The following is a 13,539-nucleotide window of genomic DNA, read 5'->3' on the forward strand; positions in this document are numbered from 1 at the left end:
GATGGACGTGCGCTACGATCCCCCCGCCGCGTTCCGCCATTCCCGCGACCAGCTCCACGATCTGGTCAGCGCGGAAACGGGGCTGCACGATTTCGGTCCGGCTGACTACCTGTCCGGTCTCACCGTGCTGCTGCAGTCGATGGACTACGATCCCCGCTTCTCGGACCAGGGGCGGCGCATCGCCTGGGGCATGGTCGTGGGCGTGTTGCGCGGGCGGGCACAGGCCATCGCATCGATGAAGGCCAACCCGGGGTTCGATGCAAGGCCGGTGCTTTCGCCGGTCGTCATCACCGGCGTGCCGCGGACCGGGACCACGGCGCTGCACCGGCTGCTGGCGGTGGACCCGCGGTTCCAGGGGCTGCAGACATGGCTGCTCGACAGCCCCATGCCGCGTCCGCCGATGGAGGAGTGGGCGCGCTACCCACAGTACCGCAGCACCGTCGCCGCGCTTGACGCGCAGTATGCGGCCGTGCCCGGCGCGAAGGCGGCTCACTTCCGTGCGGCGGAGGAGGTGCACGAATGCTGCATGGTGCTGCGCCAGTCGTTCGTGTCGAACCTCTGGTCCTGCGCGTGGTCGGCGGCCACTTACGACGCCTGGTGGCAGTGCCAGAGCGAGGCCGAGGCGTACCGTCATTACGCGCGCTGCGTGCAGTTGATCGGGCTCAACGATCCGGATCGGCGCTGGCTCCTCAAGAACCCCGGGCACATCGAGCATCTGGATCTGCTGCTGGCGGTGTTCCCCGATGCCCGCGTGATCCAGACGCACCGCGATCCGGGGAAGGCGATCCCCAGCCTCGTGTCCCTGCTGATGAACCTGAACGGGCTGACGGAGCCCGACCGCACGCAACAGCGGGCAGAGAACCTCCTGCGGCGCGAAGTGGCGAAGTGGGCGCAGGCGGTCCGCAAGTGCGAGGCCGTGCGCGCCCGCCACCCGGGGCAGGTGCTGGACGTCGTCCACGCCGATTTCCACGCGCGGCCCATGGAGACGGTGGAGGCGATCTACCGCTTCATCGGCATGGACATCCCGGAAGCCACACGCGCCGCACTGCTCCGCCGGATAGAGGAGAAGCCGGAGCTCCGGCACGGGGTCCATCGCTATGCCATCGAGGACTACGGCATGACGGCAGACGAAGCGCGCGCGCCGTTCGGGGACTACATCGCGCGTTACGACCTGCTTGAACGTGCCTCTCTCGCCTGAGTGAGGCTCAGGCCGGGACCGGCTCTCCCGCCGCTTCTTCATGCGGCGCTCCGCGCAGCATGAGCAACAGTAGCGACCCGACGAACACGGCTGTCCCGGTGGTCACCAGGAAGGTGTTGAAGGTACCTGTGCTGGCGAGGGTCCAGCTCAGCAGCGCCGCACCCGATGCGGCTGCCAGTGAACAGACTCCGGTGAGCAGGCCGAGCACGCTCGAGTAGATGGCGGGCCGGAAGTGCCGCGCGACGAGGAAGGCCAGGATGTCACCCTCGGCACCTACCGCGAAGCCCAGGCTGAAGATGGAGGCGGTGACGATCCAGGCGGCGTCAAGGTCCGTTGCCAGCACGAAGAGGCCGAGCCCGGGAAGGCCAAGCGTGAAGAAGGAGACCACTTGCGGGGCGAAGCGATCGAGAGCGACGCCGGTGATGAAGCGGCCCAGCAGCATGCCGGCGGCAAGCGCCGTGAACATGATCGACGCGCCTTCGCCCGTGATGCCCTGATCGAGCACGAGCATCTTGAGCTGCACGAGGATCAGTGTGAGCGGCAGGTTGCACAGGTACATGGCGCCGAGCAGCACCCAGAATGCGGGTTCGCGGAAGATCAGCGGGTAATCCTCACGCGCGGAGCGTTTCGGTTCTCGCCGGGCGGAGGCGCCTGCAGGGGCGTCCACGGTCGCTGCCGCGTGCGACGACGGGATCAGCAGGAAGGTGACCGCGCCCGCGATCGCCGTGAACACCGCAAGCATCTGGTATGTCGCCATCCAGCCGTTCGCCTCGACGTAGGCGTTGATGACCGGCCCGCCGATCGCGCTGAAGAGCGCGGGGCCGCAGGCGACGATGGCCAGGGCGAGGCCCCTTGCGTGGATAACGTGCTGGACGACAAGGCGGGTGTAGACGGTTGCGGTGGTGGTGACGCAGACGATGCTTTGAAACACGAAGACGGCGACGTAGACGCCGAAGGAGCCGCCGTTGAAGCTGAAGCCGAGCAGAGCGAGCGGCATGGCGACGATGCCGATCAGCGCGGTGAGCTTCACGCCCGCGACATCGGCCAGTCGCCCGATGAAGGGCATCGCGAGGGCGGTCAGCATGCCCAGCATCCCGGTCATTGCGAACTGCGCCTTGGACCAGCCTACGTCCGCGACAAGCGAGGGTGCAATGGCGCTGGTGATGGTGCCGATGATGGACATGCCCGTGCCCATGCCCAGGCCGGCAGCCAGCAAGGGGCGCCAGGCCGCGAGGATTTCCGACAGATAACGCAAGGCTTCTTCTCTCCGCACGGCTTTTTTGTCTGGGCGTGCAGCTTGCCACCCCGGCGTCCCCGGTCAAAGCGGGTCGGCGCCGGAACACCGCCGTTTCGGGACGCGCGAGGCGTAAGATCGCCACGGCGGTTACGTGTGCGGGACGAGGTTCTCCTGCCGCCGTGGCGGTTGAAAAACGGCAGGGGTCGCGGGCGTCGTCGGCGGGATCAGAAGACCGGCCAGGCCTTCCAGATGCTGAACAGGCTGGTGGCGATCAGCACCGCAGAGACGGCGATCAGCAGCGCGCGCGGCTTGATGCGCTTGGCAAACAGGGCACCGAAAGGCGCGGCCACGACGCCGCCGATGATGAGGCCCACCGTTGCCGCCGTGAAGGCGGAGAGGCCGATGGTGGAGATGAAGGCGACGGAGATCGAGAGGGTCAGCAGGAACTCGGCGGTATTGACCGTACCGATGGTTTTGGCCGGTTCCCCGCCCTGGACAAGCAGGTTGGAGGTGACGACCGGACCCCAGCCGCCGCCGCCCGCCGCGTCGAGGAAGCCTCCGGCCAGCGCAAGGGGCGCCGTGTAGCGGGGGTCCTCGAAGCTCGGCTTGCGCATGCGGATCGCGCGGATCATCAGGTAAATGCCGATCCCGGTGAGATAGATCATCACGTAGGGCTTGGCGACCGAGGCGTCGATGCTGGAAAGCACGTAAGCCCCGGTCACGCCCCCGACGATCCCGGTCGGAACGAGCCGCAGGAACAACCCCCAGTTCACGTTGCGGTGCAGGATATGGCTGATGCCCGATGTGCCGGTGGTGAAAAGCTCGACCAGGTGGACGCTTGCCGATGCGGCGGCCGGGGGCACGCCGACGACGCTGACCAGCAGGGTCTGGGTGATCACCCCGAAGGCCATGCCAAGGGCACCGTCAACGATCTGTGCGGCAAAACCGATGGCGATGAAGGGGGCGATTTCAGCCAGTGTCGGCAGCGAATCTAGCATTCGTACTCCTCCCGGGGCAGGGTTGGATCAGGTCTCGACCTTGGTGGCCTGGCTGTTGCCGAGCAGAAGGCGCCGGCCGGTGCATTCGGCGGTGAGGCGAGCGGCAAGCCGCCAACCGGGGCAGGATCCGCCGGTGGACCGGCGGTATCGGCACCCCTGCAACGGCTCAGTGGTTGAAGCGGCGGCGCTCGGTCACATCCACCTGCATGAGCTTGCCATCGTGGACGGTGAGCTGGATGACACCGAAGCGTAGCTGCTGCAGCGCCTCGATGACGTGCTGCACGCCTTCGTTGAGCAGCGGATGCTCAGTGACATTCGGCTCGTTCGGCTTTGCTATTCGCATGCGCATCTCCTCTCCTGCGGGACGAATGCCACATGCCTATTGTCAAGTTTTGAGGTTGACAATGGGGAGAAGCACGAAGCTTTACTTTCAGGTCCGAAAGTTCAGCCCATGTCCGGGCCCGTGGCGCTTTCAAGCCCTTCGGCCGCCGGCACGGGGTCGATGCGGTCGGACAGGCGCACGCCGTCGAGCAGGCTGGCGGTGGCGTCGCGCACCTGAAGCATCAGGGCGCGGGTGCGGCAGTCCTTCTCCTCGACGCAGTTCTTGCATGTCTCGTGAGCGAAGCGGCTGGCGCAGGGCACCAGCGCGAGCGAGCCGCGCATGATCCGGATGAGGTCGCCATACGTGATGTCGATCGGCGGAACCCCCAGCCAGTATCCGCCATCCTTGCCGCGCTGCGAGGCGACGATGCCGAAGCGCGAGAGTTCGGAAAGGATGACGGTGAGGAACTTGGCCGGGATGTTCTGCGTCTCGGCGATGTCAGTCAGGGGTATGGGCCCCTGGCCGTACTTGTCCGCGAGGTGCTGCATGGCGCGGATCGCATATCGGGTCTTCTGCGAAAGCATCGGCGCATCACTCGCAAGGGTGGGGGGCCCTCACTTGCTCCAATCTCCGTCGCGCCGTCAACCCGGAGCGCCGCCGGTCCGGGCGGCGGCCGGTGGATTGTGCCGGCGCCGGCCGCCTGCCCTTCAGGCGGTCTGGCTCACGCCACCTGATAGATGCGATCGACCTTTGCGGGGTCGGCGGCGACGCCGGGGCGCTCCTTGCCCGCGATGGTGGTGCGATGCATGACCCGGCCCTCGTCCGTGTAAGGGACGACGCGGTGCATCAGGCCCTGGTTGTTCCAGATCACGAGGTCGCCCTCCTGCCACTTGTGCGTGTAGACGAAGTCCGGCTGCGCGGCCCACTGCTGAAGCCGGGCGAGGAGGGCGCGTCCGTGCGCGCCGGGCATGCCGACGATCCCGTCCGCATGGGTGCCGAGCAGGAGCGACTTGCGCCCGTCGTCATGGGTCCAGACGAGCGGCTGTTCCATGACCGCGGCCATGGCCTTGTAGCGGGCGCGGCGCTCCTCGCTCGGATGGCCGTGGACCGGGCGGACAGCAGCCTCGACGCAATGGATGACCGTCAGCCCCTCGTACTCGCGCTTCTCGTCCTCGGGCAGGTGGTCCCACGCCGCGTAGAGATTGGCGAACTCGGTGGCACCGCCTGTGTCCGACAGCCTGCGCGCCGACAGCACGGTGGCCTTGGGCAGCGGCTGGTCGATCGTGATGCCGTCGATATGCCAGAAGAAAGTACCGAGCACGTAGTCCGGCTCCGAATTGAGCCTGCGGTCCAGCGTGATCTTGTAGACGTCGGGCGTTTCCGCGTCCGAACCGGGCACCTGACGCGTGAAGTTCACCCGGTCTCCCAGCCGGTCGGTGAAGGCGAGCTGCAATTCGTCCGACACGTTGATCTGCGGGAACACCAGCACGCCGCGCATTTCCAGTTCCCGGCGAACGGCCTCGATTGTCTCGTCGTCAAGAAGGTGATCGGGGGAAACGTCGATAATGCCGCCGATGTGCGGCTTGATGGCGTTCACGCTGATGGTCACGAAAGGCTCCTCTCCGCAGGCCCCGATTGCCGGGTGCTGTACAGGTGTACAGTGTGCGCCAATCCCGAACCTGTGTAAACCGTCAACAGCGCGGTGCACGGCGCCTCAGGGCAGATCTTCCTCTGGATCGAAGTACCAGCCGTGCGTTTCCACCATAATCGCCGGCACCGGCTCTCCGCGGCTGTTCCGGGATGGCCTGAAGCGGAAGCGTTCGGTGATGAGCCGGCAGGTCGTGGCGTCGAGCGAGGGGCGTCCGCTGGACACCAGGATGCGGCAGTCGCTCACCCGGCCATCCACGCCGATGCGGTAGCGCAGCTTGAGTTCGCCGCCGGTCTTGCCCTCGCGCAGGTCGCGCGGAAGGTCGGAGAAGCGCAGGCGTCCGCGGATCTGCTCCGGGCGGGTGAGGGCGTCGTCACCCTCGCCGTCGCCGTTCCCGTCACCCCCGCCACCATCGCCGTCGCCGATGCCGCCGGCCCCCTGTCCCGGGCCGGCGCGATCCGCGGCGCCGCTCTGCGCGGCTGCGCCGGTTCCGGCCCTGGGCGCGGTGACGACGGGCGGCGGCACGATGAGCGGGGGCACCCTGGCCGGAGGGGCGACGATCTGCGTGGCCTTGTTGCGCAGGTTCGGGGGCGAAGGGCGCCCTTTCGCGGCGGTGGAGCGCGCCTTGGCCGGGGTCTCCTTCGGGCGAGGCTCCTCCGGTTCGTTGCGCAGCGGCAGCACGGCGGCGAGCGCCTCGCGCCGTTCTTTCGGCGTCATCTGAGCGGCAAGCCCGGCCACCAGCGCGGCCACGCCGCCTGCCACGATCAGCAGTGATGCGAGCGCGGATACCACGCGGTCGCGGGCGGACGTGTACACTTCTCGGGTCTCCTCGGCAGGAGAACCCGAAGAACGGCGGGTTGGTTGCGCGCTACCGGAAGAGCCGACGCAGCCAGGCCAGCATGCGCGCGATCAGGGAAACCGAAGGCCCGGAGGCGCTGGCCCGCGCATCGTCACCGGCTGATCGCGGGGCGGCTCCGGCTGCGCCTGTCTCCGCCTCGATGCGCGCCTTCAGGTCCTCGGCGAAGCTGCGGGCGAAACGGGGAAGCACGGGGCCACCCATCGCTTCCCACATCGGCGCCATCGGCCCCGACCCGCGCACCTGCACGGCCAGCGTGATCGCCGTGCCGTCTCCGTCGGCCGCCGCACGGTAGGAGCCGGCCCCCTCGACCGGATCGCCCAGCAGGCGGAACGCGAAGTCCACCTCCTGCGGGCCCGCCCAGCGGGTGACGTGCACCGCCACCTTCACCGTCCGCACGAGCCCGCCGACCCCGACCTTGAGCGTCCAGACAGAGTTGTCCGCATCGGTGATCTCGCAGGCCTGGTAGCCCGGCATGATCTGCGCCCAGCGATCCACGTCGCGAGCATAGTTCCAGGCGAGCTCGAGGGGGGCGGCGACCCGGACGCTCTGGCTCGTCTCGATCACAGGCCCATTCGCTCCGCCTCGCGCGCCAGCCGGTCGCTGGGTCTGCCGGCCGCGTGCTGCGCCGCCAGCCAGCCGTAGGTCATGCCCCGGGCGTTGGAGATGCCCGACTGCATGACCGCGCCCGTTTCCATCCGGGCCTGCGAGTTCCCGGCGACGTAGAGGCCCTGTATCGGCGCGTCGTTCCAGTCGAGCGCCTGCCCGTGCATGTCAGTGAGGATGCCGGACGAACTGATCGCGGTTCCGCCCATCCGCTCCAGCCGGACGGCGTGGAATGGCCCCTCTTGCAGGGGACCGAGCACGGGGCTGGGCTTGTGGTAGGGATCGCCGCACATCCAGGTGCTCCATGGATGCGTGCCGCGCCCGTAGTCCGGATCGACCCCGCGCTCGGCATTCGGGTTGAACCGCGCCACGGTCTCTTCCAGCCCGTCGGGATCGACGCCGATGACCTGTGCCAGCTCGCGCAGCGTATCGGCCTGCGCTCCGAATCCTTCCGGCCAGTCCGAGCCCGGCATGATCGAGCCGAAGGGGTACTTCTCGCGCGCCTGGCTGTCGATGATCGCCCAGCAGGGGAAGTTGGGGTGCGTCTGGTTCGAGCCGTCGATCTGGTCGATGGTGTAGTAGAAGCTGCGGTAGAACGCCTCGTTGCCGAAGCGTTTTCCCGCCCGGTTGACGACGATCGTGTGCGGCTGGCCGATTACGGGCAGCGCGCTGTTCCAGAGGGGCTGGCCATCCTCCCCCTCCATCCCGGGGATGGTGAAACCCAGCGAAGTGATGTCCGGCACGCGCGCGATGCGTGCGCCGAGCGGGCTGGTGAGCCGGAAGTTCGCGCCGTCCACCGTCGAGAACACCATCGATCCAAGCTCCAGCTGCTGTCCCAGCGTGCGGTTGAAGCCCTGATGGCGTTCGTAGCTGGAAACCGAGACGAGAACCCCACGCCGTGCCCTGACGAAGATGTCCCGCCCGTCGCGCACCGCCCGCACACCGACGACGCGCGAGCCGTCGGCGATCAGTTCCTCCACGCCGGTCTCGGTCATAAGCGTGACGCCATGATCGATGGCGCCCTTGACGAAGTAGGCGGCCAAGCCGGGTCCGAGGCAGCGCTCATCCTTCGTCAGGCGGTCCGCCATACGGCCGAAATCCCACTTCACGATATTGGCCGTACCGCCTGCGGCGAACATGTCGTGGTGGGTCAGACCATAGGGCATCTGCGGGGAAATACGGGTGCCTGCCTGCCACTCCCCCAGCGTTGCGGCCGGGAACGGCTCCACCTCCAGCATTCGGCCCTCGGCCACGGCATCGTTGCTGTGGCCGTAGTAGTAATCCGGACAGTCACGGATCACCTCCATCCTGAGGCCGATGCGGTCCTCGAAATAGGAGAGCGCCTCGCGGGCGTGAACGACTTTGTTGAGGATCGCGAGATCGGCGCCGTATCCCATCGAAAGCCGCTGGAGGTAGCGGAAGCCGCTTTCCGCGCTGTCCTCCAGGCCAAGATCAGCGGCGTGATGGTTCCCGGCCACCCAGACCTCACCCATCGACAGGGCCGTCACGCCGCCAAGGAGTACGGATTTCTCCAGCACCATCGCCTCCAGGCCTTGGTCGCGGGCCGTTATGGCAGCGGAGAGACCGGCAATTCCGGACCCAATCGACACGAAATCGGTTTCGGCGTCCCACTTTCGGGGAGTGTTATCGAGCATAGACGCATCTTCTCCAGCCTGCCGGTCTCCTCTTGGGCGGGACCTTTGCACGGCGCGAGTGTATTTTAACACCTTTGTCGTTTCAACCGCTACTGGTAATTTCCGCGTCTCCTGGACGCCTTCAGCTTTCCTTCGGCTTTTTAAGCACCTTCAGGGTTTCAATCGCCATACGCTCAATCGCCGCAGCGTAATGGAACTGCGTTGCGACAAGCGGTGGAGGGGAGGGCGGAACCTTGCGTTCCACTGCTTGTTATGGGTTCAGAACACGCTATCCCGGAGACGAACCCATGACCCTCCTTCTTATTCTGCTTGTCGGCGGTATCATCGGCTGGCTCGCATCCATTCTGATGCGCACCGACGCCCAGCAGGGTGTTTTCCTGAACATCGTCGTCGGCATCGTCGGCGCCGTGATCGCCGGCTTCATCATCACTCCGCTCATCGGCGGCGCGCCGATCACCAGTGGCTCGTTCGACATCCTGTCGCTCTTTGCCTCTTTCCTCGGCGCCGTGATCCTGCTGGCGATCGTCAACCTCTTCCGTCGCGGCTCGGTTCGCTAAGAGCCCCACGGCAAGGGCCGGGCAGCATCGCTGCCCGGCCTATTGGGGTACGCGCGTTGCCCTTGATCTGAATGAACGCGTCTGAAACTGTAACAGGGACAAAGGATCTCTAGCCATGAAAGCCAATACCACCTCGCGTCTGGCCATGATCGCGGTCGCGTCGGCGGCTCTCGGACTCGCCGCCTGCAACAATCCCACGGACGACGCCACGGAACAGGCCGCAGACGCGGTGGAGGCACGGTCGGACGCTGCTGCGGACGCGCTTGAGACCCAGGCCGCCGCCACCAGTGGTGCTGCCGCTGATGCCCTCGAGAACCAGGCTGACGCCGTTGAGGATGCCGGCGAAGCCAAGGCTGACGCCCTCGAGGAAGCGGCCGACGAGGCTAAGCAGAACCCCTGATCCTGCCAAGGCTGCGCTTCAACGCCGGCCAAGGTTGGCTTGCCCTCGTTCGCCACCCCCTTGCAGAACGAGGACGACCACGGGAGAGGATGGCGGTAACCCCGCCATCCTTTTTCGCGTCTGCCGCCTGCCTAATTGTGCCCAATGTGAAAATGGCACTATTGCACGCTTGAATTGTGGGGCGGCTCGTCAGAAATAGGCGCGTACGTTCTCCAGCTCCGGCGCAGGCCGGGGGTGCAGCCAAGCTTCGATAACCTGAACAGGAAAACAAGCCATGACCATTGCCCTGATGCCGCTGCCCTACGCGCAGGACGCGCTCGAACCGCACGTTTCGAGCAAGACGCTGGAAATCCACCACGGCGCGCACCACAAGACGTACGTCGACAAGCTGAACGCCGCGATCGCGGGAACCGAGAACGAAGGCAAGCCGGTCGAGGAAATCGCCAGGAACTCGTCGGGCCCGCTGTTCAACAACTCCGCGCAGACCTGGAACCACGGCTTCTACTGGCACTCGCTCAGCCCCGAGAAGACCGAGCCGAGCGAGGCGCTTGCCGCTGCCATCACGGCCGACTTCGGTTCGATGGACGCGCTGCTCGAAGCGCTCTCGAACGAGGCGATCAATCACTTTTCGAACGGCTGGGCCTGGCTCGTCGTGGATGGCGGCAAGCTCAAGGTCATTTCGACCCACGACGCCGACAGCGCTCTCGTCAAGGACGTGAACCCGCTGCTGACCGTCGACGTGTGGGAGCACGCCTACTACATCGACCAGATGAACAAGCGCCCCGCCTACGTGAAGGCCGTTCTCGAGAACATTCTGAACTGGAAGTTCGCGTCCGAGAACTTTGACCGCGGCACCGACTGGGTCTACCCTTCGTAAGCCGGATGGCCTGAAGATCGTTGAAGCCCCCGCGGCCGCAAGGCTGCGGGGGCTTTCGCGTAAAGGCGCCGCGTGCAAGGCAAGGCGCCGCATCCTCGCGGGCGCGGCGCCTGTGCTTCATTCGTTTGTGCGAAGATCGTGGCGGCTCTTCCGTTCCAGCAGGAGCAGCCGGTGGTCAGCCCGCCTTGCGTGCCCGGACTTCGACGGGCTGCGGCGGCTGGTCGCCATCGAGCATCCGGGCCAGATCGGCGCGGGCGCGGGCAACGCGGCTCTTCATGGTGCCGATCGGACAGCCGGCGATCTCCGCCGCTTCCTCGTAGCTGAAGCCGGAGGCGCCGACGAGCAGCACAGCCTCCCTGCGCTCCGGAGCGAGCTTCTGCAGGGCGGATTCCATGTCGCCCAGGTGCAACGGGCCTTCCTGGTCGGCTTCCATGACAAGCATTCGCTCGACCGCGCCTTCGTCAAGGTCCGTCTGGCGCTTCGACCGACGCAGCTCGGAGAGGTAGTGGTTGCGCAGGATCGCGAAGGTCCAGGCGCGCATGTTCGTGCCGGCCTGGTAACGCTCCCGCGCGGTCCACGCCTTGATCGCGGCCTCTTGTACGAGATCGTCTGCAAAGTCGGAGCGGCCGGAGAGACCGCGGGCGAAGGCGCGAAGGTGAGGGAGGACGGCGAGAAGTTCCTTGCGGAAACCTTCATCAGTGGAGTTCGGCGTGATCCGCTCAGGCATCGTCGCTGTCATCCAGCTTCTTCAGGAGATCCTTGAAGCTGTCCGGCAGCGGTTCTTCCACCACGGAGTTATAGAGCTTCCTCAACCCCCCGGCCCAGCCGGGCTCACCGTCCTTGCGGACTTCAGGCGGTAGGCCCGGCATCATCTGGCCGGGTGCACCACGTCCATTGGGCTGACTCAACACGAACTCCCTTTCCCGAGTACACTTGCGGCGAGACCGGAAGCCGGTCAAGCCCGGAGCGCGGCGATTATCCTTATGGCTAACAGCCTAAGTCACGGCGCTGCACGGGCCCCGTCCGATCTGCAAGCGAAACGGACGTCCTTTGAAAACTGGAACAATCGACGCAATGCATAGTTCCCCTTTTCTGAAAGTGTTGGCATAGCGCGGTGCCTGTGGTCAGATGTGATCGCAAGTCACGGATTTTGAGGGTACAGGACGTTGCGGGGTGATTAACCAGGCGCTGCTCGACAGGGTGCAGAAGCAGGCGTGGTTCCATAAGTATCCGCGTGGCTGGCCGTTCCTGCTGTTCCTGATCGCGAGCATAACGACGGCGGTATCGGTCATGGCGATCGAGCGCGCCGACAAGCAGACGCGCGCGGTTGAACTTGACCGCAGTCTCACCGAGGCGGCGTCCGCCCTTCAGCGCCGCATCACCGAGAACACCGCGCTCCTGCGCGCCGCCTCCGCCATGTTCGCCGGGCAGTCCTCCGTCAGCCGCCAGCAGTTCGCCGAACTCAGCAGCGAGCTGCAGGGTGATGGACGGCTCTATGGGTCGCTCGGAATGGGCTGGGCGCCGCTGGTGCGTGCCCGCGACATTCCCAATCTGGAAGAGCGGATCTACGAATCCGGCGTGCCGAACTACTTCGTTCATCCCCAGCCCGGCACCAAGCGGGATCTGGCGGTCCCCATCGTCTACCTCGAGCCCGAACACGGCAACGGCAACCAGCTGGCCTTCGGCTACGACATGTATTCGGAACCCGTGCGACGGGAGGCGATCGACAAGGCGCGAAAGCTCGGCCGGCCGATCGTTTCGGGCAAGGTCGGGCTGATACAGGACCAGGAGGGGGAGGGTACGCCCGGCTTCCTGATCTATATGCCCGTCATCGCCATGGAACAGGGCCGCCGGGTCACCCGCGGTTTCGTCTATAGTCCGTTCCGCGCCGGAACCTTCCTCAAGTCCGCAAGCGAGCTGTACCGTGACGACAGTATCGACATGGCGATATATGACGACCATGTCGACAGCGAGACGCTCCTGGCGGAGCGCCGGGCGGAATCCGCCGACGGCCGCACGCTGGAGCGGCGCATCGATGTGGGCAGCCGCGTCTGGGTGGTGCAGGTCCGGGACCGCAAGTCCAACACCCTCTCGCCGCTGTCGCGCCTCACTCTGTTTTTCGGCGCGCTGGCCTCGCTGATGGTCATGGCGATCGGCCGCCTGATTACCAAGCGCGCGGCAGAGGATCGCATGGTGCTGGAGTGGCTGACGAGCCAGGCCTCGATCCGCAACTCGCTGACGCGCGAACTCAATCACCGCGTGAAAAACACGCTCGCCAACGTCCTGTCGATCGCGGCGCTGACCCGGCGCCGCTCGCGCGACATCGACGATTTCACCGAGAGCCTGACCGCACGCATCCGCGCGCTGTCCGCCACGCACGATCTGCTCTCGCAGTCCGACTGGGGCAACGCGGCGCTCGGTGACATCGTGCAGTCCGAACTGGCCCCTTACATGGACGGCAATGAAAGCCACGTCTCGATGTCCGGGCCGACGATCAAGCTGGCCCCGAACGATGCGATGTCGCTGGGCCTCGCCATTCATGAACTGGCGACCAATGCGGCCAAGTACGGCGCCCTCAGCACCATCGAGGGGCGGATACACGTGAACTGGCAGCTGCTCTCGCCCGACCTCGCCGAACTCCACTGGCGCGAAGAGGGCGGCCCGCCCGTGTCCGAACCGAGCAAGCGCGGCTTCGGGCGCGACCTGATCGAGAAGATCGTCGCGCACGAACTGAAATCCGAAGTCGACCTGCGGTTCGAGCCGGGCGGCGTCGAATGCCGGCTCAAGGTTCCCGTGCGCGCCTCGCGCGAGTTCGTGCTGCGCAACGAGCGCAAGTGACACCCGCCGCCGACAGGCGGCCGGATCCGTCCCTCCCTTCAGCGATGGCTGAAGCGTGCCGTTGCAACTCCGGGACGCTTTGAGGGGTAGAAGAAGGGACGCGGGCAATCTGCCGCCAGGTCGACTGGCATGTTCGCGCTCGCCGCTGCTCGCGCCATGGGCGGGCAGGTCGTCTGGCAGGAAGACCTCTGGGGCAGTCTGTTTTTGAGGTGCCGATCTGCGCAACGGCGGTGCGCCGGAACGGCTTCGCCCCGCAGGTTCCCGGCTTCGAGCCGGTCAGCGGGTCCGAGTCAGTCCCGGACAGGAAGCGGCGATAGCCCGGGCGAGGCCCGCCCCGCCACCGCTCC

General features: G+C 66.3%; 15 protein-coding genes. 5 read left to right on the forward strand and 10 right to left on the reverse strand.

Annotation, left to right across the window (positions count from 1 at the left end; all coding sequences use genetic code 11):
• Nucleotide 1: 1 nt before the first annotated feature.
• The gene (locus C2R25_RS05870) at nt 2-1,198 is read left to right on the forward strand and encodes a sulfotransferase (RefSeq protein WP_103728273.1); all 1,197 of its coding nucleotides are present in this window, start codon (nt 2-4) and stop codon (nt 1,196-1,198) included.
• 7 nt (nt 1,199-1,205) lie between these two features.
• On the opposite strand, the gene C2R25_RS05875 is transcribed toward C2R25_RS05870, so the two are convergent.
• The 8 genes from C2R25_RS05875 to C2R25_RS05910 all read right to left on the reverse strand — a co-directional run bounded on the left by C2R25_RS05875 (nt 1,206) and on the right by C2R25_RS05910 (nt 8,520).
• Nucleotides 1,206-2,453 carry a nitrate/nitrite transporter gene (locus C2R25_RS05875; protein WP_103728274.1) on the reverse strand — a complete coding sequence of 416 codons (1,248 nt, stop codon included), beginning with the start codon at nt 2,451-2,453 and terminating at the stop codon, nt 1,206-1,208.
• A 206-nt stretch (nt 2,454-2,659) separates the two neighbouring features.
• Nucleotides 2,660-3,433 (reverse strand): sulfite exporter TauE/SafE family protein, encoded by a 774-nt coding sequence (locus tag C2R25_RS05880; RefSeq protein WP_103728275.1) that lies wholly within the window; start codon nt 3,431-3,433, stop codon nt 2,660-2,662.
• 166 nt (nt 3,434-3,599) lie between these two features.
• Nucleotides 3,600-3,776 carry a YezD family protein gene (locus tag C2R25_RS05885; RefSeq protein ID WP_103728607.1) on the reverse strand — a complete coding sequence of 59 codons (177 nt, stop codon included), beginning with the start codon at nt 3,774-3,776 and terminating at the stop codon, nt 3,600-3,602.
• Nucleotides 3,777-3,877: 101 nt separating this feature from the next.
• Nucleotides 3,878-4,339 (reverse strand): Rrf2 family transcriptional regulator, encoded by a 462-nt coding sequence (locus C2R25_RS05890; RefSeq protein ID WP_103728276.1) that lies wholly within the window; start codon nt 4,337-4,339, stop codon nt 3,878-3,880.
• 137 nt (nt 4,340-4,476) lie between these two features.
• Entirely contained in the window at nt 4,477-5,364 is an 888-nt protein-coding gene (locus C2R25_RS05895) for a TauD/TfdA family dioxygenase (RefSeq protein ID WP_103728277.1), read from the reverse strand.
• A 105-nt stretch (nt 5,365-5,469) separates the two neighbouring features.
• On the reverse strand, nt 5,470-6,219 hold the full coding sequence (locus C2R25_RS05900; RefSeq protein WP_103728278.1) for an energy transducer TonB: 750 nt from the start codon (nt 6,217-6,219) through the stop codon (nt 5,470-5,472).
• A gap of 52 nt (nt 6,220-6,271) precedes the next feature.
• The gene (locus C2R25_RS05905; RefSeq protein WP_158250621.1) at nt 6,272-6,826 is read right to left on the reverse strand and encodes a CoxG family protein; all 555 of its coding nucleotides are present in this window, start codon (nt 6,824-6,826) and stop codon (nt 6,272-6,274) included.
• Nucleotides 6,823-8,520, reverse strand: coding sequence for an FAD-binding protein (locus C2R25_RS05910; protein ID WP_103728280.1), 1,698 nt, complete (start codon nt 8,518-8,520; stop codon nt 6,823-6,825). Before C2R25_RS05910 ends, C2R25_RS05905 begins: the two co-directional genes overlap by 4 nt.
• A gap of 287 nt (nt 8,521-8,807) precedes the next feature.
• On the opposite strand from C2R25_RS05910, the gene C2R25_RS05915 reads away from it, so the two are divergent.
• From C2R25_RS05915 to C2R25_RS05925, 3 genes are all read left to right on the forward strand, one after another.
• Nucleotides 8,808-9,077, forward strand: a complete 270-nt coding sequence (locus tag C2R25_RS05915; RefSeq protein ID WP_103728281.1) for a GlsB/YeaQ/YmgE family stress response membrane protein — start codon at nt 8,808-8,810, stop codon at nt 9,075-9,077.
• A 115-nt stretch (nt 9,078-9,192) separates the two neighbouring features.
• Complete coding sequence (locus C2R25_RS05920) at nt 9,193-9,477, forward strand: hypothetical protein (RefSeq protein ID WP_103728282.1); 285 nt, start codon at nt 9,193-9,195, stop codon at nt 9,475-9,477.
• Between the two features lie 274 nt (nt 9,478-9,751).
• Nucleotides 9,752-10,354 carry a superoxide dismutase gene (locus C2R25_RS05925; protein WP_103728283.1) on the forward strand — a complete coding sequence of 201 codons (603 nt, stop codon included), beginning with the start codon at nt 9,752-9,754 and terminating at the stop codon, nt 10,352-10,354.
• A gap of 175 nt (nt 10,355-10,529) precedes the next feature.
• On the opposite strand, the gene C2R25_RS05930 is transcribed toward C2R25_RS05925, so the two are convergent.
• Nucleotides 10,530-11,081 carry a sigma-70 family RNA polymerase sigma factor gene (locus tag C2R25_RS05930; RefSeq protein WP_103728284.1) on the reverse strand — a complete coding sequence of 184 codons (552 nt, stop codon included), beginning with the start codon at nt 11,079-11,081 and terminating at the stop codon, nt 10,530-10,532.
• Nucleotides 11,074-11,262 (reverse strand): NepR family anti-sigma factor, encoded by a 189-nt coding sequence (locus C2R25_RS05935; protein WP_103728285.1) that lies wholly within the window; start codon nt 11,260-11,262, stop codon nt 11,074-11,076. The genes C2R25_RS05930 and C2R25_RS05935 overlap by 8 nt, the downstream gene beginning before the upstream one ends.
• Nucleotides 11,263-11,527: 265 nt before the next feature.
• On the opposite strand from C2R25_RS05935, the gene C2R25_RS05940 reads away from it, so the two are divergent.
• The gene (locus C2R25_RS05940; protein WP_103728286.1) at nt 11,528-13,192 is read left to right on the forward strand and encodes a CHASE domain-containing protein; all 1,665 of its coding nucleotides are present in this window, start codon (nt 11,528-11,530) and stop codon (nt 13,190-13,192) included.
• Nucleotides 13,193-13,539: the final 347 nt, after the last annotated feature.

The organism is Novosphingobium sp. HII-3, assembly GCF_002916655.1.
Lineage (GTDB): Bacteria > Pseudomonadota > Alphaproteobacteria > Sphingomonadales > Sphingomonadaceae > Novosphingobium > Novosphingobium panipatense.

Coding starts and splice junctions, on each gene's coding strand:
- C2R25_RS05870 (WP_103728273.1), top strand. CDS start 2: ATGGACGTGCGCTACGATCCCCCCGCCGCGTTCCGCCATTCCCGCGAC.
- C2R25_RS05880 (WP_103728275.1), bottom strand. CDS start 3,433: ATGCTAGATTCGCTGCCGACACTGGCTGAAATCGCCCCCTTCATCGCC.
- C2R25_RS05885 (WP_103728607.1), bottom strand. CDS start 3,776: ATGCGAATAGCAAAGCCGAACGAGCCGAATGTCACTGAGCATCCGCTG.
- C2R25_RS05890 (WP_103728276.1), bottom strand. CDS start 4,339: ATGCTTTCGCAGAAGACCCGATATGCGATCCGCGCCATGCAGCACCTC.
- C2R25_RS05910 (WP_103728280.1), bottom strand. CDS start 8,520: ATGCTCGATAACACTCCCCGAAAGTGGGACGCCGAAACCGATTTCGTG.
- C2R25_RS05915 (WP_103728281.1), top strand. CDS start 8,808: ATGACCCTCCTTCTTATTCTGCTTGTCGGCGGTATCATCGGCTGGCTC.
- C2R25_RS05920 (WP_103728282.1), top strand. CDS start 9,193: ATGAAAGCCAATACCACCTCGCGTCTGGCCATGATCGCGGTCGCGTCG.
- C2R25_RS05925 (WP_103728283.1), top strand. CDS start 9,752: ATGACCATTGCCCTGATGCCGCTGCCCTACGCGCAGGACGCGCTCGAA.
- C2R25_RS05930 (WP_103728284.1), bottom strand. CDS start 11,081: ATGCCTGAGCGGATCACGCCGAACTCCACTGATGAAGGTTTCCGCAAG.